Origin of the sequence: Streptomyces sp. SM10 (assembly GCF_002910915.1) — a bacterium.
GTDB lineage: Bacteria > Actinomycetota > Actinomycetes > Streptomycetales > Streptomycetaceae > Streptomyces.
In genome coordinates this window covers 15,269-38,221 of record NZ_NEUF01000063.1, presented here as the reverse complement: position 1 = coordinate 38,221, position 22,953 = coordinate 15,269, and the positions used below count along the sequence as shown (strand labels likewise).

Below are 22,953 nucleotides of genomic sequence, written 5' to 3'. Positions count from 1 at the left end.
GCGAGCACCCGCTCGGACCCTGTACACTTTTTCTCGGCCGGTCAGGAAAGCGACCGGGCGACATGGTGGGTATAGCTCAGCTGGCAGAGCACCTGGTTGTGGTCCAGGATGTCGCGGGTTCAAGTCCCGTTACTCACCCTGAAGGAAGGGCCCCGGTCTTCGGACCGGGGCCCTTCTGTCTGCCCGGAGAGCACGGCGATCCGTGTCCGCGGGAGTTCCCGCACACGCGCAGCCGACCCGCCCTGCGGGCTCGCGACCGCCTGCACCTCCCCCCTCTACGCCCCCGCGTGCGGGTTCAGGCCTCTTTTCTAGCAACGATAGACAATCGAGCGATGACCGTTCTAGTATCGCATCAGTTTCTAGCGCCGCTAGAAAAACCCTGGGGAGGGGTGTCATGCAGAGTGCGTTGGCAGTCGTCACGATCGTCGTGGCCGGAGTGATGGTGGGCGTGGAGTTCGCGGTGGCGGTCTTCTTCAACCCGATCATGAACCGGCTCCCCGACGAGGGCCGCATCGCCGCCCAGAGCGACGGAGCCCGGTTGCTCGGCCGGGTCATGCCGGTCTGGTACATCAGCGCGATGGCGCTCGGCGCGGTCTGGGCCGCAGTGGCCTGGGGAGACGCGGGCGCCTCGCTGGTCACGGCGGCCACCGCGCTGCTGGGGGTGAGCGTGGTGATGTCGGTGCTGCTGCTCGTCCCGATCAACGACCGGGCCAAGACCTGGACCGCGGAGGACAGGCCCGCCGACTGGAAGCAGCAGGCGGATCGCTGGAACGCCTACCACTACGTCCGGGTGGGCGTGATCGTGGCCGCCTTCGCCCTGTTCGCCGTGGCCCTCGGCCGGTGACGGCGGGAGCGCCGGGGCACGTCGTGCCATTCCCGCTCCGCCCGCCGACCCCACGACGGTGACGGCTGCCACAGCCCCCCGTGCGCCGCATGGACCGCGGGTTGCCGGGCATCCGAGAGAGCGGCCCCGCCGCGCTTTCCCCCGACGCGGCGGGGCCGCCCCGTCGGTACGCTCCGGGCATGCCTGACACCGCCACCCCTGGCGAGGACGGCACGACCGGCGCGGCGCGGCCCTGGTCCTCGGCCACGTCACCGACCCCGACGCGGCGTTCGGGGCGATGCGGGCCGCCCTGCCCCCCGTCGGGAACACGGCTCGCGTCGTCAGGACGACTCGCGCACCACCAGCTCCGTGGGCAGCACGATCCTCGGGCGGTCCTCGGGGACGTCGTCCGACGAGCGGTTCGCGATCTCCTGGAGGAGGACGCGGGTCATCGTCCGGCCCATCTCCTCGATCGGCTGACGCACGCTCGTCAGGGGCGGGTCCATGTGGCGGGCCACCGCGGAGTCGTCGAAGCCGATCAGGGCGACGTCGTCGGGGATACGACGGCCGGACTCGCGCAGGACCTGGCGGGCGCCCGCCGCCATCACGTCCGAGGCGGCGAAGACCGCGTCCACGTCCGGTCGGCGCTCCAGCAGCTCCCGCATCGCGCGGGCGCCGCCCTCCTCACTGAAGTCGGCGGGCGCGATCAGCCGCTCGTCGGGGTCGAGACCGGCCGCTGCCAAGGCCTTGCGGTAGCCGTCGAGGCGGCGCTGGGCGCCGTAGACGTCGAGGCGGCCCGTGATCGTGGCGATGGACCTGCGGCCACGCGATATGAAGTGGTCGACGGCGGCGCGGGCACCCTCGAAGTTGTCGGAGTCGACGGAGGGCAGGGTCTCGGCCGCGTGCCTGCGGCCGCTGATCACGGACGGCATGCCGAGCTGTTCGAGGAGGTCCGGCAGCGGGTCGTCGGCGTGGACGGAGACCAGGAGCACCCCGTCGACGCGGTGCGCGGTCAGGTACTGGGCGAGCCGGCGGCGCTCGCGGTCGTTGCCCGCGAGGGTCAGCAGCAGCTGCATCTCGGTGTCGGCGAGGGCCGCCCCGACGCCCCGCACGATGTCGGAGAAGTACGGCTCGGCGAAGAACCGCGTCTCGGACTCGGGCACGACGAGGGCGATGGCGTCCGTTCGATTACCCGCGAGCGCCCGGGCCGCACGGTTGGGCACGTATCCCAGCTCGGCGACGGCCGCCTCGACGGCCTCCCTGGTCTGTGCGCTGACCCGCGGTGAGCCGTTGATGACGCGCGAGGCCGTGCCGCGCCCCACCCCTGCCCGCGCCGCGACCTCTTCGAGCGTGGGCCGCCCGCCACTCCGTACTCGCGCTGCCGCCATGGCTGCCTCCCGTTCGCGGTCAATTTCTCACAGCGCCCTGGCCAAACCAAGTCCCGCCGTCCGATCCCCGGCACTGGCCCGGGCACAGCGGTCCGCGACAGCGCCACACCTCCTGGGAGCGCTCCCAAGCCTACGGGGTGCGGATGTCGGCCACGTAGGGCGGGCACAGAGAAGCGGGACCCGGCGGTGTGCCGGGTCCCGCTGTCCGTCCTGGTCGGGGTCAGGCGGTGCCGACCGGGGGCAGGGCGTGGCGGCGGATCACGTCGGAGTACCAGTGGGCACTCGACTTGGGGATGCGGCGCTGGGAGGCGTAGTCGACGTACACGGCGCCGAAGCGCTTCGAATAGCCGTACGCCCACTCGAAGTTGTCCATGAGCGACCAGAGGAAGTAGCCGCGGACGTCCGCGCCGTCGGCGACGGCGCGCTGCACGGCGTCGAGGTGGCCGTGGAGGTAGGCGACCCGCTCGGGGTCCTCGACCTTGCCCTCCGGCGAGACGTAGTCGTCGAAGGCGGCGCCGTTCTCGGTGACCATCAGCGGCAGCCCGGGGTGGTCCCGGTGGGTGTCCATGAGCAGGTTGTAGAGGCCGTTCGGGTCGATCGACCAGTCCATCGCGGTGCGTTCCTTCCCCTCGGCGAGGTGGAAGGCGACGTGCTCGGAGCCGGGCCACGGGGAGTGCGCGCTGGCGCCGTGGGCGTCGCTGCGGGCGTAGTCGGCCCCCTCCACCGGAGTGGAGACGAGGGTCGGCGTGTAGTAGTTGATGCCGAGGGCGTCGACCGGGCGGGAGATGGTGGCGAGGTCGCCGTCCTTGACCAGCTTCGACCAGTCCACCAGGTGCGAGGTGTCGGTGATCAGGTCCTCGGGGTACTCCCCGCGCAGCATCGGGCCGGTGAAGACCCGGTTGCCGACGGCGTCGATGCGGCGGGCGGCGTCCGCGTCGGCCTCGCTGCCGGTCAGCGGGCGGACCTGGTGGAGGTTGAGGGTGACCGAGGTCTGCGCGGCAGCGGGGAGTTGGGCGCGCAGAGCCTCGATCGCCCGGCCATGGGCGAGGTTGAGGTGATGGGCCGCCTGCAGCGCCGCTGCGGGCTCGGTGCGGCCGGGGGCGTGCACGCCGGAGCCGTAACCGAGGTAGGCCGAGCACCAGGGCTCGTTGAGGGTGGTCCACATGCCGACGCGGTCACCGAGGGCGCCGGACACGATGGCGGCGTAGTCGGCGAAGCGGTCGGCGGTCACGCGCTCGGGCCAGCCGCCGGCGTCCTCGAGCTCCTGGGGCAGGTCCCAGTGGTAGAGGGTGGCGACGGGCATGATGCCGGCGTCCAGCAGCTCGTCGACGAGCTTGCGGTAGAAGTCCAGGCCGCGCTCGACGGCCGGGCCGCGGCCGGTGGGCTGGACCCGGGACCAGGAGACGGAGAAGCGGTACGCCTTCAGTCCGAGCTGCTTCATGAGCGCGACGTCGTCGCGGTAGCGGTGGTAGTGGTCGGCGGCGATGTCGCCGGTGTCGCCGTTGCGGACCTTGCCGGGGGTACGGCTGAAGGTGTCCCAGATGGACGGGGTGCGGCCGTCCTCGGCTGCGGCACCCTCGACCTGGTAGGAGGCGGTCGCCGCGCCCCAGATGAAGCCCGTGGGGAACTGTGCCTCGGGCGCCTGCTTCGGGGTGGTGTCGGGTCGTACGGCAGTCATGCGGGAGCGCTCCCATGGGTGGAGGGACAGGGCAGGAAGTGCGGGGCCACGGCGCCCGTACGGCCTGGGGTCAGGTGCAGGCCGTACGGGACGCGAACCGGGCGGGGACCGCGGGGCCGGGGTCGGACCGGGGTGTGCGGCGGGCCGGGTGGTGCGGCGGACGGGGGTCAGCCCTTGACGGCGCCGGACATGATTCCTCCGACGATCTGCTTGCCGAAGATCACGAAGACGACGAGCAGCGGCAGGGTGCTGATCAGCGCGCCCGCCATGACGATGCTCTGGTCCGGCACGTAGGACGCGCTCAGCTGGCCGAGCGCGACCTGGAGCGTGGGGTTCTGCTGGTTCAGTGCGAGGTAGGGCCAGAAGAAGTCGTTCCAGGCCTGGACGAAGGTGAGCATCCCGAGCACCATCATCGCCGGGCGGGCGACGGGAAGGACGATGCTCCACACGATGCGGAGGTTGTTCGCCCCGTCCACCCGGCCCGCCTCGATGAGTTCGTACGGCAGCGCCTCCAGGAGGTACTGGCGCATGAAGAACACACCGAAGGCGCTGACCAGGGTCGGGAAGATCACCGACTCCAGCTGACCGCCCCAGCCGATGTCGGACATCATCATGAACAGGGGGACGACGCTGAGCTGCGGGGGGATCGTCAGCGTCGCGATGACCATGGTCATCAGCGCGCCGCGGCCCCTGAAGCGCATCTTGGCGAAGGCGTAGCCGGCCAGGGTGCAGAAGAACAGGGTCGCCAGGGTGATGCTGGCGGAGACGATCACCGTGTTGACGATCGCCTTGCCCAGGTTGGCCTGTTCCCAGGCCGTCTGGAGGTTGTTGAAGAGGTTGCCGCCCGGGATCAGCGGCGGCGTGGTGTCCAGTACCTCGTCCTGGGTGCGGGACGCGGCCACGAGCGTCCAGTACAGCGGGAAGAGCGAGCCGAGGCCGACGACGGCGAGGGCGACGTAGGCGAAGGGGCCGGCGTGGTGCTGGCGTCCTGCTCCGGGCTTGAAGCGCCGGCGGCGCGGCGGTTCGTCGCGGACGGCCGCCTTGGAGACGCGGCGGCGGTCCGGGGCGGTGACGGTGCTGGTGGTGGTCATGGTTATCGCTCCCCGTCAGGCCGCGGTCTTGCGCGCGAGGCGCCCGACGAGCCAGTTGATCGCGGCTATGAGCAGCAGCAGGACGAGCATGGCCCAGGCGACTGCGGCGGCCGGACCGAGGTGTCCGAGGTTCCAGCCGTAGTTGTAGAGGTAGATGCTGAGCGTCTCGTACTGGTTCTCGGTGCCGCCCTGCGCTCCGATCGGGCCGCCTTCGAGCAGCAGCGGCTCCCCGAAGAGCTGCATGGACCCGATGGTCGAGATGACGATCGTGAAGAGGATCGTCGGCCGGAGCGAGGGAATCGTCACGTTGCGGAACTGCTGCCAGCGCGAGGCGCCGTCGAGCGAGGCCGCCTCGTAGAGGTCGGACGGGACGGCCTGCATCGCGGCCAGGTAGATCAGCGTGTTGTAGCCCGTCCAGCGCCAGATCACGATCACGGCGATGGCGATGTTGGAGGTCCAGTGGCCGTTCGCCCAGTTCGTCTCACCGGCGCCGAAGAAGCCGAGGACCCAGTTCAGCAGGCCGCCGTCGGCCCGGAAGACCAGGGCGAAGACCAGCGCCGCCGAGGCCACGGAGGTGGCGTAGGGCGTGAGGATCACGGTGCGCCAGAAGGTGCTGGCCCTCAGCTTGTAGTTCAGCAGGTGGGCCAGGCCGAGCGCCATCATCAGCTGCGGCACGGTCGAGATGACGCCGATGACGAAGGTGTTGGTGACCGCGGTCCAGAACTCGGAGTCCTGGAGGATGTTGCTGAAGTTCTCCCAGCCGACCCAGTCCATCTGGTCGAGGTTGGTCATCTCCACGCGGTGGAGGGCGATCCAACCGGTGTAGATCAGCGGGTAGAGCCCGAAGGCCCCGAAGACGAGGAAGAAGGGCGCGATGTAGGCGTACGGCGACGCCTTGTCGTCGAAACGCCACAGCCGGCTGCGCCAGGCCTGGCGGGCGGGGGTCATGGGCTTCGGGGCCCGGCGGCTGGGCCGGGAGCCGTGTGCGCCACGGGTGGGGGTGGTCGTTGCCACAGGTGGGAGTCCTTCCCTGGGGTGTGCCGACACCGCAGGGGCAAGGCCGGGCCTCGGGTCGGGCCCGGCGGAGGTGTCGGAGAAGGTGCGCGGTACCGCAGAGGGGAACCGGCACCGGTGCGGGCCGGCCGGGGCGCGTTCGAGCGCCCCGGCGGCCCGCACCGGTGAGGATCAGCCGATCACCTTGTCGATGGCGTCCATGGCGTCGTCCCAGGCCTTGTCCGGCTCGGTGCCACGCTGCTCCATGTTGTTGATCTGGGTGGAGATGGTGTCCTTGATGACGCCGTCCTTCGGGCCGAGCACGGCCGCCGGGATGACCTTCGCCTCTTCGGCGTAGATCTCACCGATCGGGGCGTCGTTGAAGTACGGGAGCTTGGCGCTCTTGACGTCGGGGAGCTCGTAGGCGCCCTTGTTCGACGGGAAGACACCGACGGCCTTGAAGACGGCGGCCTGCTGCTCGGGGGCGGTCAGCCACTTGACGAGCTCACCGGCCTCCTTGACGTGCTTCCCCTTGGCGGGCACGGAGAGGAAGGAGCCGCCCCAGTTGGCCGCGGTGTCGCCCGGGGCACGGGCGATGTCCCACTTGCCCTTGAACTCGTCACCGGCGTACGTGGAGATCTGCGCGGCCATCCACGCGGGGCAGGCCACGGTGGCGACGGTGCCCTTGCGCAGGGCCGCCTGCCACGGGGTGCCGAACTGGGCCAGGCCCTGGGTCAGCTTCTTGTCCACGGCCTCGGTGGCGAGCTTCCAGCCCGCCTCGACGCCGGCGCTGTCCTTGTAGATCGCCTCGCCGCTCTTGGAGTAGTACTGCTCCGAGGCGGAGCTGACCACGCCGTTGTACATGGCGCTGGCGGAGTCCATGAAGAAGGTGCCCTTGGGCGCCTTCGCCCTGTACGCCTCACCGAGCTTGAGGTAGTCCTCCCACCCGCCGGCGTACTTCGCGGCGACTTCCTCGCGGTCGGCCGGCAGGCCGGCCTGCTCGAACAGGTCGCGGCGGTAGCAGATCGACATCGGGCCGATGTCGGTGCCGGCGCCTATGACCTTGCCCTCGTCGGTGCTCGCCTGCAGCGCCTTCCAGTTCACCCACTGGTCGGTGTCGATGACCTTGGCCAGGTCGACGAAGGCGTCCGCCTTGGTGTCGACGAGCTCCTTGGCGCGGCCGACCTCGATGCCCTGCACATCGGCCAGACCACTGCCCGTGTTGAGCTGCTGGAGGAACTTGGGGTAGTAGACCTTCTCCTCGGCCGTGACGTTTTCCTTGACCGTGATGTTCGGGTGGAGCTCGTGGTACTTCTCGAAGAGCCCCGCCTCCTTGTAGCCGAACTGTCCGAAGTCGGCCACGGTGAGGGTGATGTTCCCGTTGGCGTCGGCCTCGTCGGAGTCCGAGCCCGAGTCACTGCAGCCGGTCAGCAGAAGGGCGCTGGCCGTGAGGCCCGTGGTGACCATGACGGCGGTTCTGCGGCTTCGACCTGCGACGGTGCGGGTGATGCGCATTCCACTACTCCTTGTTCCAGGGTGGGACTGGCGTTCGATCGGCTCGGTATACGCGCTGGTGGGTGCGGGTGCCAGTGGTACGGAGAGGACATGGGCGGTGCCGTCCCCGTACGAGCGAAAAACCTCGTTCGATATGGGAGCGCTCCCATGCGCTGATGCCGGAAGATTGCTGCCTCAAGGGGGTGGGTGTCAAGAGTTGAAGACGCTTCCGTTGCCCGAGTGTGTCCTGCAAGTCACGTGACCGTGTCCGGCAGGGGGCTTGCGTTAACCGGCACGCCCTGCATGCGCCACGTGCGGGAGTTCGAGTCTGCCCAGGTCAGGGGCTGTTGAGGCCGGAGATGGCCCCGCCGCCCCGTCCCACGACCGGCGCTCGGCGCGAATGTGCGGACCGGTGCGGCGGGCCGGGGGACGCCCGCCGGAAGATGAACGGGGCGGGGCCCTGCGGAGGTGCGCGGGGGGCCTGCGGGGCGCTTCCGTGTTCTTTCCCCGAAGTCCACCGAGCGGCCGGGCGGTTCCGCCTACGGGCGGGAGGGGGCCGGCCGCGGGTACCGGGGCCGATCCCGGGGGCGCGCGCACAGGGGCGCGCGCCCCGGCCGGGTGTGGGGGGATGTGGGGCCGGCCGGGGCGCGCGGGTCGGGGAGGTGCCGGCTAGCCGAAGGCGCCGAACGCCTTGGTGAAGGCCAGCGGTTCCTGGACGATCGAACTGCAGGTCGCGTCCGCGGTCGGCCGCGCGCCGCCCGCGCACTGCGCGTCCCGTGTGCCGGACCACATCGCCAGCCGGCCGACGCCCTTCTCCTGCGCGAACTTCACCAGTTGGGTGGCGTCCTCGACGGTGAAGATCTCGGTGGCCACGTCGTTCACGCCGATCATCGGGGTGACCGCGACCGTCCTCCAGGCCGCCGTGTCCGAGAGCCCGAGCACGCCCTTGATCTGGGCCTGCGTGGCGGTGGCCGCCTGGGTGGCGTAATCGCCCATGTCGCCGCTGTACGAGGGCCCGTAGTCCATCGCCATGACGTTGACGGCGGCGATCGCTACACCGTTCTCCTTCGCGTCCGCGATCAGGTCCACGCCGGGCTGGGTCAGGCCCTCCGGCATCACCGGAAGCGTGAAGGAGACGTCCAGCCCGGGGTGTTCCTCCTGGAGCCGGGCGATGGCCCGGGAGCGGCGGGTGTTCGCCGCCGTGTCGGGCAGCGCGCCGCCCTCGATGTCGAAGTCCACCTTGGTCAGCCCGTACGCGTCGATGACCTTGCCGTACGCCGTGGCGAGCTCCGCCGCGGAGGAGCAGTGCAGCGCGAGCTCGGCGCCGGCGGCTCCGCCGAAGGAGACCCGTACGTCACCGCCTTCGGCCCGCAGCGCGGCGATCTGGGAGGCCACCTTGTCGTCGGCGAGTCCCGTGACGCCGCCCCACAGCGGGGCGCAGCTGCCGCCCGAGGTGATGAACGCCAGGTTGAACTCCTTGACGCCCGTCCTGGACGCCGTGTCCAGCAGGTCGTAGGCGGGGTGGAGGGAGGTGTCGACGTAGGGGGCGAACCCTGCCCCGCCGGCCGTCCCGCCGGGGGCCCCGGAGGGCTCGGCCGTCGGTGACGGTGCGGCCGTGGCGCTCTCCTGGGGCGTCGGCGTGGAGCTGGGGGTGGAGGTGGGCGCCGGCGTTCCGGTCGGGCGTCCGCTCGGTTCGGGTGTGGCGCCGCCGTCCGCGGAGCAGGCGGCGTCGTTGATGAGACAGCCCTCCGGATCGGCGGCGGTTCCGGAGGACGCGGTGACGAAGCCGACCGTCACGGACCCGCCCGGGGCGATGTCCTTGTTCCAGCTCACCGGCTTCACGGTGACGTGGTTGCCGCTGACGGTGTACTCACCGTTCCAGAGCGAGTCGATCTTCGTGCCCCCGGGCAGGTCGAATTCGAGCGTCCAGCCGGACTGGACCGTCCCGGTGTCGTTCGAGACGACGTACTGCCCGGTGTATCCCCCGGTCCAGCCGCTCGCCCGGGTGTAGGTGGCGCCGACGGCGGCCGCCTGCGCCGTGCCCGTGAGCGTGAGGACCGTGCCGCCGACGACCGCCGCGGCGACGAGGGCGCCGACCGTCCTCGTGCGGGTGCTCATCCTGCGGCGGTGCGTGCTGGTGCCCATCGCGTTCCTGCCTCTGTCCTGCCGGGGGTGGTGATTGCGTCTGCACGCTAGCCGCCGCCGACCGGGCAAAAGGTACTCATGGGACGTGGGCCGGTGTTCTTAGGGTTCGCTTAAGGAGGGCATCGGCACCGGTTAAAGATGCGGGCCGTTTCCGGGGCTGCCGCGGAACTCCGCGCTCCGTGCCTTGGCGACCCGCGGTCCTCGCCTTCCTCTCCGCCGTCCCACCCGGTGCCCGCGGCGCGCACGCTCACCGGGGCCGCCGTCGAGCCCTATCCAGATGCGCACCTCCGTGCCGCCGAGCACGGAGCGCCCGATCCGCAGGTCACCGCCGGTGGATTCGGCGACCCTGCGGACGATGTCGAGGCCGAGGCCGGTCGAACCCACCGCGCTCTTCGCTCCGTCACGTCCGCTGGCTCCCCGGGCCAGGGCGGATTCCGGATCGGCAATCCCCGGTCCGGCGTCCGAGACCAGGACGAGTACCGCGTCGCCGCTGTGGTGCACGTCCACGGCGAAGGCGGTGCCCTCCGGGGTGTGCCGGAAGACGTTGCCGAGCAACGCGTCGAGTGAGGCGGCAAGTTCGGGCCGGGCGACCGGGATCCGTACGGTGCGGTCCACGCCTGCCAGGCGCACCGTGCGCCCCTCGTCCTCGGCCAGCGCCGACCAGAACACCATGCGTTCCCTGACGACCTCGGACACGTCGCACCCGGCGCCCGCGCCCGACGGCGCACCCTGGGTCTGCGGGCGCTGCTCCCGCGCCGTACGGATGATCGTGTCGACCTCACGCTCCAACTGCTCGACGGCCGCCCTGGTCTGCTCGGCGGCGGGCCCCTCGCCCAGGGAGGCGGCGTTCAGGCGGAGCACGGTCAGCGGGGTGCGGAGCCGGTGAGAGAGGTCGGCGGCGAGCTCCCGTTCGTTGGCCAGCAGCTGGACCACCTGGTCCGCCATGGAGTTGAACGCGACCGCGGCGGAGCGCAGTTCCGTCGGCCCCGCCTCGGGGACCCTGGTCCCCAGCCTCCCCTCCCCCAGGTCCTGGGCCGCACCCGCGAGGCGCTGGGCCGGCTCCACCATCCGCACTCCGAGCCGGTCGGCCACGGCCACGGACCCGACGATCAGCGCGACACCGACACCGGCGAGGACCAGCCAGGCGGTGCCGACACCGTGGGAGACCTCGCCCTCGGGCACGAACACCTCGACGACGGCGATGCCTCCGGACCCGAGCGCCGTGGGCTGGAGCAGCGTGGAGCCGCCCGGCACCTCGGCGATGGAGGCGCGCCCCGACGTCCGGACGGTCTCCAGGTCCTCACGGGTGGCGCGCCGGGTGCCGATCTCCAGGCGGGAGCCGCCCGGTTCGGTCGCGGGGACGTGCACCGCGAGGCGTCCCCGGCCGCCGGGTTCGGTGGACAGGACGGCCTTGGTCAGCTCTGCGCGGTCGGTGGTGATGGTGAGGGTGGGGCCGATGGTGGCGGCCTGACGCTCGGCGTCGGAGAAGGCGCGGTCGCGCGCCATCTCCTTGATGACGAGTCCGAGCGGTACGGCGAAGGCGATCACGACCATGGCGGTGACGGCCAGGCAGACCTTGACCAGGGCCCATCTCACGCGGGCCGGCCCGGTGCCGTCGCCGGCGGTTCGAGCTTGACGCCGACCCCGCGCAGGGTGTGCAGATAGCGCGGGCGGGCGGCCGTCTCACCCAGTTTCCGGCGCAGCCAGGAGAGATGGACGTCGATGGTCTGGTCGTCCCCGTAGGACTGCTGCCAGACCTCGGCCAGCAGCTCACGGCGCGGGACGACGACACCGGGGCGGCCCGCGAGGAAGGCCAGCAGGTCGAATTCGCGGCGGGTCAGGTCCAGGGCCGTGCCGTCCAGTTCCGCCTGGCGCCGCAGCGGGTCGATGGAGAGGCCTCCGACCTGGAGGACGCGCGGGGGCGGCGCCTGGGCGCCGGGGCCCCGGGTCCGGCGCAGGACCGCGGCCATGCGGGCGGAGAGGTGCTCCACCGAGAAGGGCTTGGTCAGGTAGTCGTCGGCGCCGTCGTTGAGCAGCCTGACGATCTCGGCCTCGTCGTCCCGCGCGGTGGCGATGATCACGGGTACGTCGGTGATGGAGCGCAGCATCTTCAGTGCCTCGGCGCCGTCCAGGTCGGGCAGCCCGAGGTCCAGGACGACGACGTCGAAGCGGAAGTGCGCGACCTCGCGCAGCGCCTCGAGCGCGGTGCCGACGCTCCGCACGGTGTGCGAGGCCTCGGTCAGGTGCCGGATGAGGGCGGAACGCACGAACTGGTCGTCCTCGACCACGAGCACACTAGGCATGCGCCGCACCGTAGCCCATACGGAGGAACAGGGTCCCCTCCAGGACAGCACCGGCCCGGGTGCGGCAGGATGTGCCCGATGCAACGAGGACTCGTACACGCGATCGCGTGGTCGCTCGCCACGGGTGCGGCGGTCGCTCTGTCGTGGTGGGGTGTGCACACCGTCATGTCGGGGACCGCGTACGACCCTCCGCGTGCCGTCCCGATCTCGGTGGGGGCACGGAGCGGGCGGACGACCGACGCACCGGTGTCGTCCTCGACGCACCGGGCGCTGCCGAGCCCGTCGCCGAGTGCCACGGCCTCCCGTCCCACGCCCTCCGCCCGGCCCTCCCGGACGCCGTCCTCCCGCCCGCCCACCGGACGTCCGCGTACGGAGCAGCCGGCGCCCGCACCGGAGTCCGCCGACGAGGTGAGGAGCTACCCGACGCGTGGCGGCAGGGTCGTCCTGGAGCTGGCGGACGACGCGGCGAAGCTGGTCTCGGCGACACCGGAGCCGAACTGGTCGATGCAGGTGTGGACGGAGCCGGAGTGGATCCGGGTGGACTTCAGCGACGGGTCGGGGGCGACCGTCTCCGTCTTCTGCACCTGGAACGGCCATCCGCCGATCGTGGAGACGGTGGAGCAGTAGGCGGACGGCCGGGGCCGCTCGTTCGGTGATACCGGGCTCGCGGGGGACGGCTCCCGGTCCGGGTGGAGGATTCAGTCGAACGCGCCGGGCGGCGGAGCCGGGGACGGGTTCGCGTCCGCGTCGGTGACGACGGCGGCGCCACCGGTGAAGTCGGCGAGCCCACGGCCGTGTTCGACCCGGCCGGGGTGCGGGTCGCTCGCGACCCGCCGGGTCAGTTCGGTGACCGCGATCGGCAGGTCGGAGGCGACCAGGATCGCGTTGCCGAAGCGGCGACCCCGCCAGACCGTCGGATCGGCGGCCAGGGCCAGCTCGGGGAAGAGCGAGGCGGCCGTGGCGATCTGGCCGCGCAGATGCGCGAGCGGCGGCCCGTCGGCGAGGTTGGCGGCGTACTGGCCGCCGGGCCTCAGCACCCGGCGCACCTCGGTCAGGAATTCGGCGGAGGTGAGGTGCGCGGGGGTGCGGGCGCCGCTGAAGACGTCGGCGACGACCAGGTCCGCCCAGCCGTCCTGGATCTTTCCGAGCCCGGCACGGGCGTCCACCGAGCGGACCCGTATCCGGGCCTGCGGGTCCAGGGGCAGTTCCCTGCGCACGAGTTGGACGAGGGGAGCGTCGATCTCCACGATCTGCTGGGTGGAGCGCGGACGGCTCGCGGCGATGTACCGGGCGAGGGTGAAGGCGCCGCCGCCGAGGTGGACCGCCTGGAGGGGGCGGCCGGGCGGCGCGGCGAGATCGATGACGTGGCCGAGCCGGCGCTGGTACTCGAAGGAGAGGTACGCGGGGTCGTCCAGGTCCACGTGGGACTGCGGGGCACCGTCCAGCAGCAGGGTCCAGGCGCGCGGGCGTTCACGGTCGGGCACGAGCTCCGCGACGCCGCCGTCCACCGTCGCGGAGACGGGCTCCTGCCGGCGCTCGGACCGCTTCCGGTCGCTCGCGCCCCGGCCCGCTCCTCGACGTGCCACGCGCTCGTCCTCGCTCCACCGGTTCACGCCGGTCACCTGGGGGGACCGGCCGCGGCGGGAGATCCGCCCTGCGGCCATTATGGCCTCAGCGGCAGTTGTCGGCCGCCTCGATGAGCCGGGCCGCCTGGTCGAGGGCCGCCCGGAGAACGGCCGGGTCGGTGACGGGGGCCTCCGCGACGGGCGGCAGGAGCCAGCCGCCGCCGACGGAGGGCGGCTCGGCGGGGATGCGCAGCCCCCGGCCGTCGGTCCGCGTACAGGCGCTGCCGGGTACGTCCCAGGCCTCCGCCGTACCGGGTGGCACCAGGAAGCCGAGGACGGCGCAGGCGCCGTCGTGCAGGACCGGGCCGACGGGCTCGCTGTCCGCTCCCCTGCGCAGGATGTCCACGGCCTCCAGGCCCTGACGTGCCGGGACGGTCACCAGGTCGCACGGTGTGGCCTCCGGGCCACGGTCCGTATGAGGCAAGGGAACCCCTCCTCTCGCTCGACGAGACAGGACCACGCCCCGTCTCCTCATGGACCAACGCGCCGACGGCGTCAAGGGCTACGGCGGCACGCCGCCGCAAAGGGTGGCAGTTCATGGCGGATCACGGGTGAGATGTCCGATTTATAGGTAAACGCTGCGTGTGCGTCTCCTCACAGCAGGTACGTTCTTGCTCCGCCGGGACACCGGAAACAGGAGCCCGGCTGCACCAGAGAGGGCCCCGCCATGGTGTCGACACGGGCAGTTCCCAACCTCGCCTTCCGGCGGCTGCGCGGACAGCGCTCCGCAGGGGAGTTCGCGGCCGCGGTCCGCAGGGCCGCCCGCGAGATCGGTGAACAGGTCGCGTGCGACGCCCGGTACGTCGGGCGCGTGGAGTCCGGCGAGATCCGCTGTCCCAACTACGCGTACGAACGGGTGTTCCTGCACATGTTTCCCGGGTCGAGCCTCGAGGACCTGGGCTTCTCGGCCCGCGAGAGCGTGCGCGGCCGGGGGGCCCGCACGGCACCCGCACCCCCTCCCACCACACCCCCCGCGCTCGACAGCGACATCTACGAGGAGAGCGACGTGCTGCGTCGCGTGTTCATGACCAGCGGCACCACCACGGTGGCAGCCGCGTCCCTGGGTCTGGCCGGCCGGCCGGCCGCCGCGGTCCCCGCCCAGCGCCGGGTCGGCGAGGCCGAGGTGAGCGCCGTCGAGAAGGCGGTGCGCCAGATCAGGCTGCTGGACGACCGGCACGGCGCGGACGGCCTCTACCGGCGCGCCTCCCAGCCGCTCAGGGCGGCGTACGCCCTGCTCGACTCCGGGACGACGACCCGGCGCAGCACGGCCGACCGGCTGCACGCCGGCGCCGGCGAGCTGGCGATCTCGGTGGGCTGGCTGGCCCACGACTCGGGGCGCTTCGAGGACGCGCGTTCCCACTACGCGGAGGCGCTGGCGACGGCACGGCTGGCCGGGGACGCCGCGCTGGAGGCGCACGCGTTCTGCAACGCGTCCTTCCTGGCCCGTGACACGGGGCGCGCCCGCGAGGCCGTCCGCGCGGCGGAGGCCGGTCAGCGGGCGGCCCGCCCCCTGGGATCCCCGCGGCTGCTGGCCCTCCTGGCGCTCCGGGAGGCGGGGGCCAGGGCGTGGCTCGGGGACCGCACGGGGTGCGAGCAGGCGATCGGCCGGGCGCAGACGGCGTTCGAGCGCGGGCCGGCCGAAGCCGACCCGGAGTGGATGACCTTCTTCCGGGAGGCGGAGCTGGAACTGCTGGAGGCACAGTGCTGGTCGGCGCTGGGCGACTGGCCCCGGGCGGCGCGGCACGCCCGTCGGGCGACCCGGCTCCAGGACCCGCACTTCACCCGGAACCTCGCGCTGTACCGCGCGCAGCTCGCCGGTGACCTGGCGCGGGCGGGCGCGGCCGACGAGGCGTCGGCCGCGGGCCACGAGGTGCTGGACCTGCTGGACAGGGTGCAGTCCTCCCGGATCCGGGGGATGCTCTCCAGCGCCGTACGGGTGCTCCGGCCGCAGGGCGGTCCCGAGGTGACGGCCCTGCTGGCCCGCTACGAGGAGCTTCCCCCCGTCACCTGACCAGGAGAGCCCACGCCCCGGGCGTTCGCGGGCCGCCGCGGGCCGCCGCAGACCTGTGCGAGGGCGATGCCCTCGCCCGCACAGAGCCCCGCACGGCCGCACTCGCGCCCTAACGGTCCAGGTGGCCCGTGTCGTTCCAGCGTTCCAGCGCCGGCAGGCCGTAGGCCCAGCCCAGCACCGACAGCGAGGTCGGCTCGAGGCGGATCCGTGCGGCGAAGGACACGTCCTCCCCCAGCCACCGCGCCCCGAGCGCCCGCAGGATGTGCCCGTGGGCGAAGACCAGCACATCGCGCTCGGCGGACCGCGCCCACGCGACGACCTCGTCCGCCCGGGCCGTGAGCTCGGCCAGGGTCTCGCCGCCGGGCACGCCGTCGCGCCAGATGAGCCAGTCCGGCCGGTCCGCCTTGATCTGTGCCGGGGTCAGGCCCTCGTAGTCCCCGTAGTCCCACTCCATCAGCGCGTCCCACGGCTCCGCCCGGTCGCCGAAGCCGGCGAGCGCGCAGGTCTCGGCCGCCCGGACGAGCGGGCTGGTCCGCACCTCCACACCCGGCAGGCCGCCCCAGGGCTCCCGGTGCAGCCGCTCGCCGAGCAGCTCGGCTCCCTCGCGGCCCGTGCCGAGAAGGGGGATGTCGGTCCTGCCGGTGTGATTGCCCTGGACCGACCACTGTGTCTGGCCGTGCCGGGCGAGCAGGATTCGCGGTGCCATGACGGCTCTCCCTGAAAAATACTGAGATCCGATGATCCGGGGACCCTAGGATCTGGTGGGTCCGGGACAGCGGTGTCCGGGACGGCGACGGGGTTGCGGACGCGGGCGACCGGCCGGGGACCGGCGCGGGCGGAGCCCCCGCTCCATCATCTCGCACCTGCCGCACGGGCAACCCCCGGGGCGGCGCCCGCGTCCCTCTCAGCGCATGACCAGGAGCGCCGGTCAGGGGCGCCGGCCGAGGACGTGGCCCCGAAGGAAAACAGGGCATACGACCGCCGTACGGTTGAACGCCCGCCGTCGACCGCATGAACAAGGGGAGAGCTGCCGGATGCCGCACGCCACCGCCGCGACACCGTCGTACGGTCACCGGCCCCGCTGGTGGACGGAACTGCCACTGATCGCGGTGGTGTACGGGCTCTACTCGATGGGGCGGCTGCTGGTCCGGGAGGACATACCCGGGGCGGTGGAGCACGGGCTCGCGATACTCCGCCTGGAGAAGGCGCTGCACCTCAACGCCGAGCACCCGCTCAACCGCCTGCTGACGGCCCATCCCACGCTCGGCATACCCGCCGACTTCGCCTACGCCTCGCTGCACTACGTGGTCACCCCGGCGGTCCTGGTCTGGATCTTCCGGCGCCGTACCGCCGCCTACCGGGCGGCCCGTACCTGGCTCATGACCTCCACACTCCTCGGGCTGGTCGGCTTCACGCTGATGCCGACCTGCCCGCCCCGGCTCCTCGACGCCCACCACGGCTTCGTCGACACGATGGCCCAGTACAGCGCGTACGGCTGGTGGGGCGCCGGCGCGAGCGCCCCGCGCGGACTCAGCGGGATGACCAACCAGTACGCCGCGATGCCGAGCCTGCACGTCGGCTGGGCGGTGTGGTGCGGCGTCCTCCTGTGGCGCCACGGCCGCCACCCGCTCGTCCGGGCGGCGGGCGTCGCCTATCCGCTGGTCATCGTGCTCGTCGTGATGGGCACGGCGAACCACTATTTCCTCGACGCGGTGGCCGGTGCCGCCGTGATGGCCGTCGGTGCCCTCCTGACCAGGCCGTTCATGCGGCTCGCCGACCGCGTCAAGGACCGGGTGAGGGCGGTGTCCGCCCGCACGCCCGGATCTCTCACCCCCACGGAGTCCACGATTGTCAGTGGCGGATGCAAGACTTCCGCGGGTGAGCGAATACCCGGCCAGCGGACCGCCTCCGCAGATTCCAGCGACCCGCGCACCCGCTCCGCAGCCGCCGCCGACGACGACGCTCCGGCAGCGGCTCGCTGAGCTGCGCGGCCCGTCCGTCGCGCCGCATCCGCTCGACGCACGCGCACTGGCGGCGCTCGCCGCCAACCCGGGATGCAAGCGGCGCGCCCTGCTGGACGGCGCGGGCGTCGACAAGGCCGGGCTGGCCACCGCGCTGGGCTCCCCCGCCGCGTTCGGCCAGTCCCAGTTCGCGTTCGTCCGGGGCAACGCCTTCGAGACGAAGGTCAAGGCCGACGGCGGTACGGAGCTGCTGCGCCTCCTGTTCGAACAGCTCGGCGTCGGAGCCGAGCCACCGGCCGTCGCCGCGGTGCCCGACCTGACGGCCGCCGGCCCCGAGGGCCGCGCCGCGCGCACGGCGCTGGCGCTGCGCGAGGCCACGGCGTCGGGCGGCTGGGCACTGCTCGACCATCCGATGCTGGCCCTGGAGGTCGCGGGATCGCCCGCCTATCTGGAGCCGGACGCCGTGGTGGTGCACCCCGACGGCACCTGGACGGTCGTCGAGATCAAGTCCTTCCCCATGATCGACGGTTCCGCGGACGCCGCGAAGGTCGGGGCGGCGGCGCGCCAGTCCGCCGTCTACGTCCTCGCGCTGGAGCGGGTCGCGGCGGTGACCGAGGGTGCCCGGGTGGGGCACCGGGTTCTGCTGGTCTGCCCCAAGGACTTCTCCAACCTGCCGACGGCCTCCGTCGTGGACGTGCGCAAACAGCGCGCGGTCACCAGCCGTCAGCTGACCAGGCTCACCCGTGTCGAGGACATCGCGGCGGCCCTGCCCGAGGGCACGACGTTCGATCCGGACCGCTCCCCCGAGGAGCTCGGCGGCGCCGTCGAGGCCGTCCCCGCGGCGTACGCCCCCGAGTGCCTGGCCGCGTGCGAGCTGGCCTTCCACTGCCGGGCGACGTCCCGCGCCGAGGGCGCGGTGGAGTCGCTCGGCCGGAGTGTCCGGGGCGAGCTCGGGGGCCTGACGACGGTCACCGGGGTGCTGGCCGCCGCGGCGGGCAAGGAGGGCGACCCGTCCGACCCGACGGTGGCCGCCCTGCGCAGGGCGGCCGCCCTGCGCGCCGAGGCCCTGACCGGAGTGGACGGCGGCGTTCCATGTCACTGATCGGCACCCTGGCGCGGATGGAGGCGGTGGACAGCGGCCGGGCCCAGCCCCTGGCCACCGTGCGCCACCGCCGTCTGGCCGAGGGCCCCCTCGTGCTGGTGCCGCTCACGACCGCGGGTGAGGCGGGCGCCCCGCTCGGCGCGCTCGTGGGCACGGACCGCACGGCGCCCCGTCTGCTGGCGGTGGCCCAGCCGCGCGACCGCGATCTTCGGTTCGCGTTCCTCGCCGAGCTGGCCGAGGCGGTCCTGCCGCACATCGAGTCGTACGCCGACGTCGTCGAGCCGGCCGAGCGCAGCGAGGTCGATCCCGGGACCGGCAAGAAGGTCAAGGTCGAGGTCGAGCTGTGCGCCGACGCGCCGCAGCTGATCGTGCCCAGCAGGGCCGGCATCGACTTCGTACGGCTGCTCGGGCGGTCCATGCGCTTCCGCCGCACCGTCGAGGACGACCCGGACACGCCCTACCCGGCCCCCGCCCGCGTGCCGCTGCTCGGCCGCTGGCTGACGCACTACGGGGAGCGGGCCAGGGTCCCCGGTTCCTCGCTGCTGCTGGCCACGACCGATCTGCTGAACCGCCACTGGGCGACCGGCCAGAGCAGCCTCGAGGACCAGCACCTGGGGGCGCTGCTCGCCTGGGTCGACCCGCCGGACGGCGAGTCGGGTGCGGAGGCGGCCCTCCGGGCGGAGCTGGACCGGGACCGTGCCGGTCAGCTGCTCTGCCCGCCGGCCGGCCCGGCGACGGACCCGGCCTTCGACAACAGGCTGCTGGCCCCCGCGATCGAGCGGTACGACCGGGCGCGCACGGCCTACGCCGCCGCGGAGGACGGCCTCGACTCGGACACCCGGCTCGGCGAGCTGAGCGGTGCCGAGCGGGAGATCAGGTCACTGCTGGCGAGCGTGCTGCTGCCCACCTGGGACGCGGTGTGGCGGGGACTGGACCTGCTGCGGGAGCTGCCGGAGGGGTCCCGGACCGAGGACCGCTGGACCAGGGACCGGTGGTCGTTCACGGCGCACCGGGACCGGGTGCGGGCGGGCGAGCCCCCGCAGCCCCGCCGGGACGACGCGGTGACGGCGGCGCAGAAGCTGGCCTCGCGGGAGACCGCCCAGGCCCAGCTGGAGGCCCAGGAGGCGCTCGACGATCCGCTGGTGCTGGCGGGGCGCAGGCTGGCGGGCGAGGCGTTCATCGGGGAGGTGACGGAGGTGGAGATGGCGTACAGCGAGTCGAAGCGGCCCTCGCCGCGCCCCCTGGTCACGGTGCGGACCGGCGAGCGCCCGCACCTCGGTGAGCGGACCAAGGTCTACCGCTCGCTGGACGGAAAGCCGCAGACGGCGGAGTTCGTCCGGTACGCGGCGGCGGACGCCGGGGGGACCGCGGACACCGGGCCCGACGGACCGGTCCACATCGTCCTGCGGATCACCGACCGGATGGGCCGGAGCAAGGAGCCGGCGCCGGGTTCGGTGCCCGAGCCCGGTGACCGGATCGCCTGGACCCTCTTCGAGCACGACCAGCGGGGCGGTCCGAAGCTCCCCGACCCGGAGGACACCCCGTGGACCCACGGCGGCCCGCCGGGCGCCGGCGGAGGATCCGCCGGACCTGCCGAGCTGCCCGATCCCGTGACCGCGGAGGACCTCCTGTGACAGCCGTGACCGACCCGGGCGCCGCGGCGACCCGGGCGACCGACGCGATCCTGGGCGACACCCTGCGGGGCACGGCACGCGGCATCGTGGTGGACTCGCCACCGGGCGCGGGGAAGTCGACGCTGGTGGTGCGGGCCGCGCTGGAGCTGGCCGCGGCGGGCCGCCCGCTGATGGTCGTCGCGCAGACCAACGCCCAGGTGGACGACCTGGTGGCGCGGCTGGCGGAGAAGGCTCCCGAGCTGCCTGTGGGCCGGCTGCACAGCAGCGACTCCGATCCGTACGACAAGGTCCTGGACGGCCTGGACAACGTGCGGAAGTCGGCGAAGGCGGCGGATCTGGCGGGCCTGGACATCGTCATCTCCACGGCCGCCAAGTGGGCCCACGTGAAGAACGTGGAGCCGTGGGGCCACGCGATCGTCGACGAGGCCTACCAGATGCGGTCGGACGCGCTGCTGGCCGTGGCCGGCCTGTTCGAGCGGGCGTTGTTCGTCGGCGATCCGGGTCAGCTGGACCCGTTCTCGATCGTGGGCGCCGACCAGTGGGCCGGCCTCTCGTACGACCCGTCGGCGAGCGCCGTCTCGACGCTGCTGGCGCACAATCCGGAGCTGCCGCAGCACCGGCTGCCGGTGTCGTGGCGGCTGCCCGCCTCGGCGGCGCCGCTGGTCTCGGACGCCTTCTACCCGTACACCCCCTTCCGCAGCGGGACGGACCACGGCGACCGGCGGCTGTCGTTCGGGGTGCCCTCGGACGGGTCCGGCCCGGACCGGGTGCTGGACGAGGCGGCGGAGTCGGGCTGGGGGCTGCTCGAGCTGCCGGCCCGGCACACCCCGCGCACGGACCCCGAGGCGGTCCGGGCGGTGGCCCTGGTGGTCCGCCGGCTGCTGGACCGGGGCGGCGCCGCGACGAGCGAGCGGGCGCCCGGTCCGGTCCCGGTGACGGCGGAGCGGGTCGCGGTCGGCACGGCACACCGCGACCAGGCCGCGGCGGTGCGGGCGGCGCTCGGTGAGCTGGGGGTGACGGGCGTGGCGGTGGACACCGCGAACCGGCTGCAGGGCCGGGAGTTCGACGTCACCGTGGTGCTGCATCCCCTGTCGGGCCGGCCCGACGCCACGGCGTTCCATCTGGAGACGGGCCGGCTCTGCGTGCTGGCCTCGCGGCACCGGCACGCGTGCGTCGTGGTGTGCCGCGCGGGGGTGGCGGACCTGCTGGACGAGCACCCGTCGACGGAGCCGGTCCAGCTGGGGGTGACGGTGAAATTCCCCGACGGCTGGGAGGCGAACCACGCGGTGCTGGCCCACCTCGCCGAGCACCGCGTGCATTGGAGGCCCTGATCCTGGGCATCGCTCTTGCGCCGGGCTGGACAATGGAAGGTGGCCGTCCGGCCGTCCGAGGGAGGAACACCACATGGCACAGTCCGAGCGGAACGAGCGGCAGAGGCTGCGTCCGGCGCCGCTGCTCTTCGAGCCGTCGGAGGCGGCGGCGGACCCGGAGCACTTCTTCGACCTGGAGTCGATGGAGGATCCGAAGGAGCTGCTGTCCCGCGCGACGGAGCTGACGCTCGCCTTCCGGGCGGCGACCGACCGGGCCGTGGAGTTCCAGGCCGTGGCCGCCGCCCAGCTCGCCGACCCCCGCCGCTTCGACCGGCTCACGGCCGCGGACATAGCCGAGCGCGCGGAGTGGACCGAGGACTACGCCAAGAAGATGATCGAGTTCGGCCGGTCCCTGCTGGACGATCCGGCGCCCTGACCGCCGGCGCGGCCACGGGGTCCCGGCGCTGCGTCCGTTCGTCACTGCGGGTACACCTGTGGCATATGCCGCCGGGCAAGATACTCCGTCCCCCCGCGCCCTGTCCGGCTTTCGGCAACTCTGGGGAACAGCAGCGTCACGCCCGGTAGACATGACGTCATGAGCGCATATGACGGAACGACCCTGCGGACCGATGCCGCCCCGCACCACGGTGTCGACATCTTCGCTCTGCTCCGGGACCGCGCCGACCACCGGGCGGACGACCGGGCCGCTCAGGTCACGGCGTCCGGCGCCGCCTGGCTCGCGGCCGCTACGCCCTACCCGCGCAGCACGCTCTCGCAGTGGGAGGCCCGCCCCACCTCCCCGGGCGTGCTGCCCTGCGGCTCCTCGTTCGACGTCGTGAACGTGCCCGCGCTGTTCGGCCGGCGGATGCTGGAGCGGCTCTGGGCGGAGGGGCCCGGGTCCGGCCCGGTCGCCACGCACCGGGGCCGGATGCTGCTGTTCGCCTCCCCGGGCACGGCCCAGCGCCTGCCGTCCCTGCTGGCCTGGGAGGAGTGGGGCACGGGCTCCGCGGACAGTGCGCGCGGGCACCAGGGCGCTCTGCCCCCGGTGCTCTGCCACGGCACGGGGGACGCGGTCACCGTCCCGTCGCTGACCGGCGGCGCCGACTCGGCCGGACCCCGCTGGGTGGTCGCCCCGGACACCCGTAGCCCCTGGCTGCCTGGCCCGGACGTGCTGCTGTGGGCCTGTGTGCGGGTGGGCAGGTCGGCGGCCCCGTCGACCACCGGGAATTCGATTTTTCCTCCCGCCGATCCGGGTGCTAATGTCTACGACGTCACCAGGCGCCGTTAGCTCAGTTGGTTAGAGCAGCTGACTCTTAATCAGCGGGTCCGGGGTTCGAGTCCCTGACGGCGCACCGACGGAAGAAGCCCCCTCGCGGAAGCGAGGGGGCTTCTTCG

20 protein-coding genes and 2 tRNA genes are annotated in these 22,953 nt (G+C 72.9%); 11 read left to right on the top strand and 11 right to left on the bottom strand.

Annotated features, from left to right (window positions below):
- Positions 1 to 65: 65 nt before the first annotated feature.
- Positions 66 to 138 (top strand) — tRNA-His (locus B9S57_RS08300).
- A gap of 256 nt (positions 139 to 394) precedes the next feature.
- Positions 395 to 844 (top strand): DUF1772 domain-containing protein, encoded by a 450-nt coding sequence (locus tag B9S57_RS08295; protein ID WP_103514884.1) that lies wholly within the window; start codon positions 395 to 397, stop codon positions 842 to 844.
- Between the two features lie 320 nt (positions 845 to 1,164).
- Here the strand turns inward: B9S57_RS08295 and B9S57_RS08290 are convergent, their stop codons facing one another.
- From B9S57_RS08290 to B9S57_RS08255, 8 genes are all read right to left on the bottom strand, one after another.
- Complete coding sequence (locus B9S57_RS08290) at positions 1,165 to 2,211, bottom strand: LacI family DNA-binding transcriptional regulator (RefSeq protein WP_103514883.1); 1,047 nt, start codon at positions 2,209 to 2,211, stop codon at positions 1,165 to 1,167.
- A 220-nt stretch (positions 2,212 to 2,431) separates the two neighbouring features.
- Positions 2,432 to 3,889 (bottom strand): GH1 family beta-glucosidase, encoded by a 1,458-nt coding sequence (locus tag B9S57_RS08285; RefSeq protein ID WP_103514882.1) that lies wholly within the window; start codon positions 3,887 to 3,889, stop codon positions 2,432 to 2,434.
- A gap of 167 nt (positions 3,890 to 4,056) precedes the next feature.
- Complete coding sequence (locus B9S57_RS08280; RefSeq protein ID WP_103514881.1) at positions 4,057 to 4,980, bottom strand: carbohydrate ABC transporter permease; 924 nt, start codon at positions 4,978 to 4,980, stop codon at positions 4,057 to 4,059.
- Positions 4,981 to 4,995: 15 nt separating this feature from the next.
- A complete protein-coding gene (locus B9S57_RS08275; protein ID WP_103514880.1) occupies positions 4,996 to 5,994 on the bottom strand; it encodes a carbohydrate ABC transporter permease in 999 nt (332 codons plus the stop codon).
- Positions 5,995 to 6,165: 171 nt separating this feature from the next.
- Positions 6,166 to 7,488 (bottom strand): ABC transporter substrate-binding protein, encoded by a 1,323-nt coding sequence (locus B9S57_RS08270; RefSeq protein WP_103514879.1) that lies wholly within the window; start codon positions 7,486 to 7,488, stop codon positions 6,166 to 6,168.
- Positions 7,489 to 8,136: 648 nt separating this feature from the next.
- Complete coding sequence (locus tag B9S57_RS08265; RefSeq protein ID WP_103514878.1) at positions 8,137 to 9,612, bottom strand: cellulose binding domain-containing protein; 1,476 nt, start codon at positions 9,610 to 9,612, stop codon at positions 8,137 to 8,139.
- 132 nt (positions 9,613 to 9,744) lie between these two features.
- The gene (locus B9S57_RS08260; RefSeq protein WP_103514877.1) at positions 9,745 to 11,208 is read right to left on the bottom strand and encodes a HAMP domain-containing sensor histidine kinase; all 1,464 of its coding nucleotides are present in this window, start codon (positions 11,206 to 11,208) and stop codon (positions 9,745 to 9,747) included.
- On the bottom strand, positions 11,205 to 11,915 hold the full coding sequence (locus B9S57_RS08255) for a response regulator transcription factor (protein ID WP_103514876.1): 711 nt from the start codon (positions 11,913 to 11,915) through the stop codon (positions 11,205 to 11,207). The genes B9S57_RS08260 and B9S57_RS08255 overlap by 4 nt, the downstream gene beginning before the upstream one ends.
- Positions 11,916 to 11,993: 78 nt before the next feature.
- Here B9S57_RS08255 and B9S57_RS08250 point away from each other — a divergent pair, with 78 nt between their 5' ends.
- Entirely contained in the window at positions 11,994 to 12,542 is a 549-nt protein-coding gene (locus tag B9S57_RS08250; protein ID WP_103514875.1) for a hypothetical protein, read from the top strand.
- 71 nt (positions 12,543 to 12,613) lie between these two features.
- On the opposite strand, the gene B9S57_RS08245 is transcribed toward B9S57_RS08250, so the two are convergent.
- Positions 12,614 to 13,501: a spermidine synthase gene (locus B9S57_RS08245; protein WP_103514928.1), complete on the bottom strand. Its 888-nt coding sequence runs from the start codon at positions 13,499 to 13,501 to the stop codon at positions 12,614 to 12,616.
- A gap of 85 nt (positions 13,502 to 13,586) precedes the next feature.
- Positions 13,587 to 13,964 (bottom strand): hypothetical protein, encoded by a 378-nt coding sequence (locus tag B9S57_RS08240; protein WP_103514874.1) that lies wholly within the window; start codon positions 13,962 to 13,964, stop codon positions 13,587 to 13,589.
- A 243-nt stretch (positions 13,965 to 14,207) separates the two neighbouring features.
- Here B9S57_RS08240 and B9S57_RS08235 point away from each other — a divergent pair, with 243 nt between their 5' ends.
- Positions 14,208 to 15,551, top strand: a complete 1,344-nt coding sequence (locus B9S57_RS08235; protein WP_103514873.1) for a transcriptional regulator — start codon at positions 14,208 to 14,210, stop codon at positions 15,549 to 15,551.
- A gap of 109 nt (positions 15,552 to 15,660) precedes the next feature.
- Here B9S57_RS08235 and B9S57_RS08230 read toward each other — a convergent pair whose 3' ends face one another.
- Positions 15,661 to 16,257 (bottom strand): histidine phosphatase family protein, encoded by a 597-nt coding sequence (locus B9S57_RS08230; protein WP_103514872.1) that lies wholly within the window; start codon positions 16,255 to 16,257, stop codon positions 15,661 to 15,663.
- A 328-nt stretch (positions 16,258 to 16,585) separates the two neighbouring features.
- Here B9S57_RS08230 and B9S57_RS08225 point away from each other — a divergent pair, with 328 nt between their 5' ends.
- From B9S57_RS08225 to B9S57_RS08195, 7 genes are all read left to right on the top strand, one after another.
- Positions 16,586 to 17,533, top strand: a complete 948-nt coding sequence (locus B9S57_RS08225) for a phosphatase PAP2 family protein (RefSeq protein ID WP_103514871.1) — start codon at positions 16,586 to 16,588, stop codon at positions 17,531 to 17,533.
- Positions 17,430 to 18,614, top strand: coding sequence for a hypothetical protein (locus B9S57_RS08220; protein WP_103514870.1), 1,185 nt, complete (start codon positions 17,430 to 17,432; stop codon positions 18,612 to 18,614). Before B9S57_RS08225 ends, B9S57_RS08220 begins: the two co-directional genes overlap by 104 nt.
- Complete coding sequence (locus B9S57_RS08215; RefSeq protein WP_103514869.1) at positions 18,605 to 20,248, top strand: hypothetical protein; 1,644 nt, start codon at positions 18,605 to 18,607, stop codon at positions 20,246 to 20,248. The genes B9S57_RS08220 and B9S57_RS08215 overlap by 10 nt, the downstream gene beginning before the upstream one ends.
- A complete protein-coding gene (locus B9S57_RS08210) occupies positions 20,245 to 21,579 on the top strand; it encodes an AAA domain-containing protein (protein ID WP_103514868.1) in 1,335 nt (444 codons plus the stop codon). Before B9S57_RS08215 ends, B9S57_RS08210 begins: the two co-directional genes overlap by 4 nt.
- Before the next feature lie 73 nt (positions 21,580 to 21,652).
- Positions 21,653 to 21,994, top strand: a complete 342-nt coding sequence (locus tag B9S57_RS08205) for a hypothetical protein (protein WP_103514867.1) — start codon at positions 21,653 to 21,655, stop codon at positions 21,992 to 21,994.
- A 159-nt stretch (positions 21,995 to 22,153) separates the two neighbouring features.
- Entirely contained in the window at positions 22,154 to 22,846 is a 693-nt protein-coding gene (locus tag B9S57_RS08200; RefSeq protein ID WP_103514866.1) for a bifunctional DNA primase/polymerase, read from the top strand.
- A tRNA-Lys gene (locus B9S57_RS08195) sits at positions 22,837 to 22,910 on the top strand. Before B9S57_RS08200 ends, B9S57_RS08195 begins: the two co-directional genes overlap by 10 nt.
- Positions 22,911 to 22,953 lie beyond the last annotated feature (43 nt).

What these genes read in the sequence shown, in the direction of transcription:
- B9S57_RS08285 (WP_103514882.1), bottom strand. Translation starts at nt 3,889, where the DNA reads ATGACTGCCGTACGACCCGACACCACCCCGAAGCAGGCGCCCGAGGCA.
- B9S57_RS08255 (WP_103514876.1), bottom strand. Translation starts at nt 11,915, where the DNA reads ATGCCTAGTGTGCTCGTGGTCGAGGACGACCAGTTCGTGCGTTCCGCC.
- B9S57_RS08200 (WP_103514866.1), top strand. Translation starts at nt 22,154, where the DNA reads ATGAGCGCATATGACGGAACGACCCTGCGGACCGATGCCGCCCCGCAC.
- B9S57_RS08235 (WP_103514873.1), top strand. Translation starts at nt 14,208, where the DNA reads ATGGTGTCGACACGGGCAGTTCCCAACCTCGCCTTCCGGCGGCTGCGC.
- B9S57_RS08265 (WP_103514878.1), bottom strand. Translation starts at nt 9,612, where the DNA reads ATGGGCACCAGCACGCACCGCCGCAGGATGAGCACCCGCACGAGGACG.
- B9S57_RS08225 (WP_103514871.1), top strand. Translation starts at nt 16,586, where the DNA reads ATGCCGCACGCCACCGCCGCGACACCGTCGTACGGTCACCGGCCCCGC.
- B9S57_RS08295 (WP_103514884.1), top strand. Translation starts at nt 395, where the DNA reads ATGCAGAGTGCGTTGGCAGTCGTCACGATCGTCGTGGCCGGAGTGATG.
- B9S57_RS08230 (WP_103514872.1), bottom strand. Translation starts at nt 16,257, where the DNA reads ATGGCACCGCGAATCCTGCTCGCCCGGCACGGCCAGACACAGTGGTCG.
- B9S57_RS08250 (WP_103514875.1), top strand. Translation starts at nt 11,994, where the DNA reads ATGCAACGAGGACTCGTACACGCGATCGCGTGGTCGCTCGCCACGGGT.
- B9S57_RS08270 (WP_103514879.1), bottom strand. Translation starts at nt 7,488, where the DNA reads ATGCGCATCACCCGCACCGTCGCAGGTCGAAGCCGCAGAACCGCCGTC.
- B9S57_RS08290 (WP_103514883.1), bottom strand. Translation starts at nt 2,211, where the DNA reads ATGGCGGCAGCGCGAGTACGGAGTGGCGGGCGGCCCACGCTCGAAGAG.
- B9S57_RS08215 (WP_103514869.1), top strand. Translation starts at nt 18,605, where the DNA reads ATGTCACTGATCGGCACCCTGGCGCGGATGGAGGCGGTGGACAGCGGC.
- B9S57_RS08280 (WP_103514881.1), bottom strand. Translation starts at nt 4,980, where the DNA reads ATGACCACCACCAGCACCGTCACCGCCCCGGACCGCCGCCGCGTCTCC.
- B9S57_RS08205 (WP_103514867.1), top strand. Translation starts at nt 21,653, where the DNA reads ATGGCACAGTCCGAGCGGAACGAGCGGCAGAGGCTGCGTCCGGCGCCG.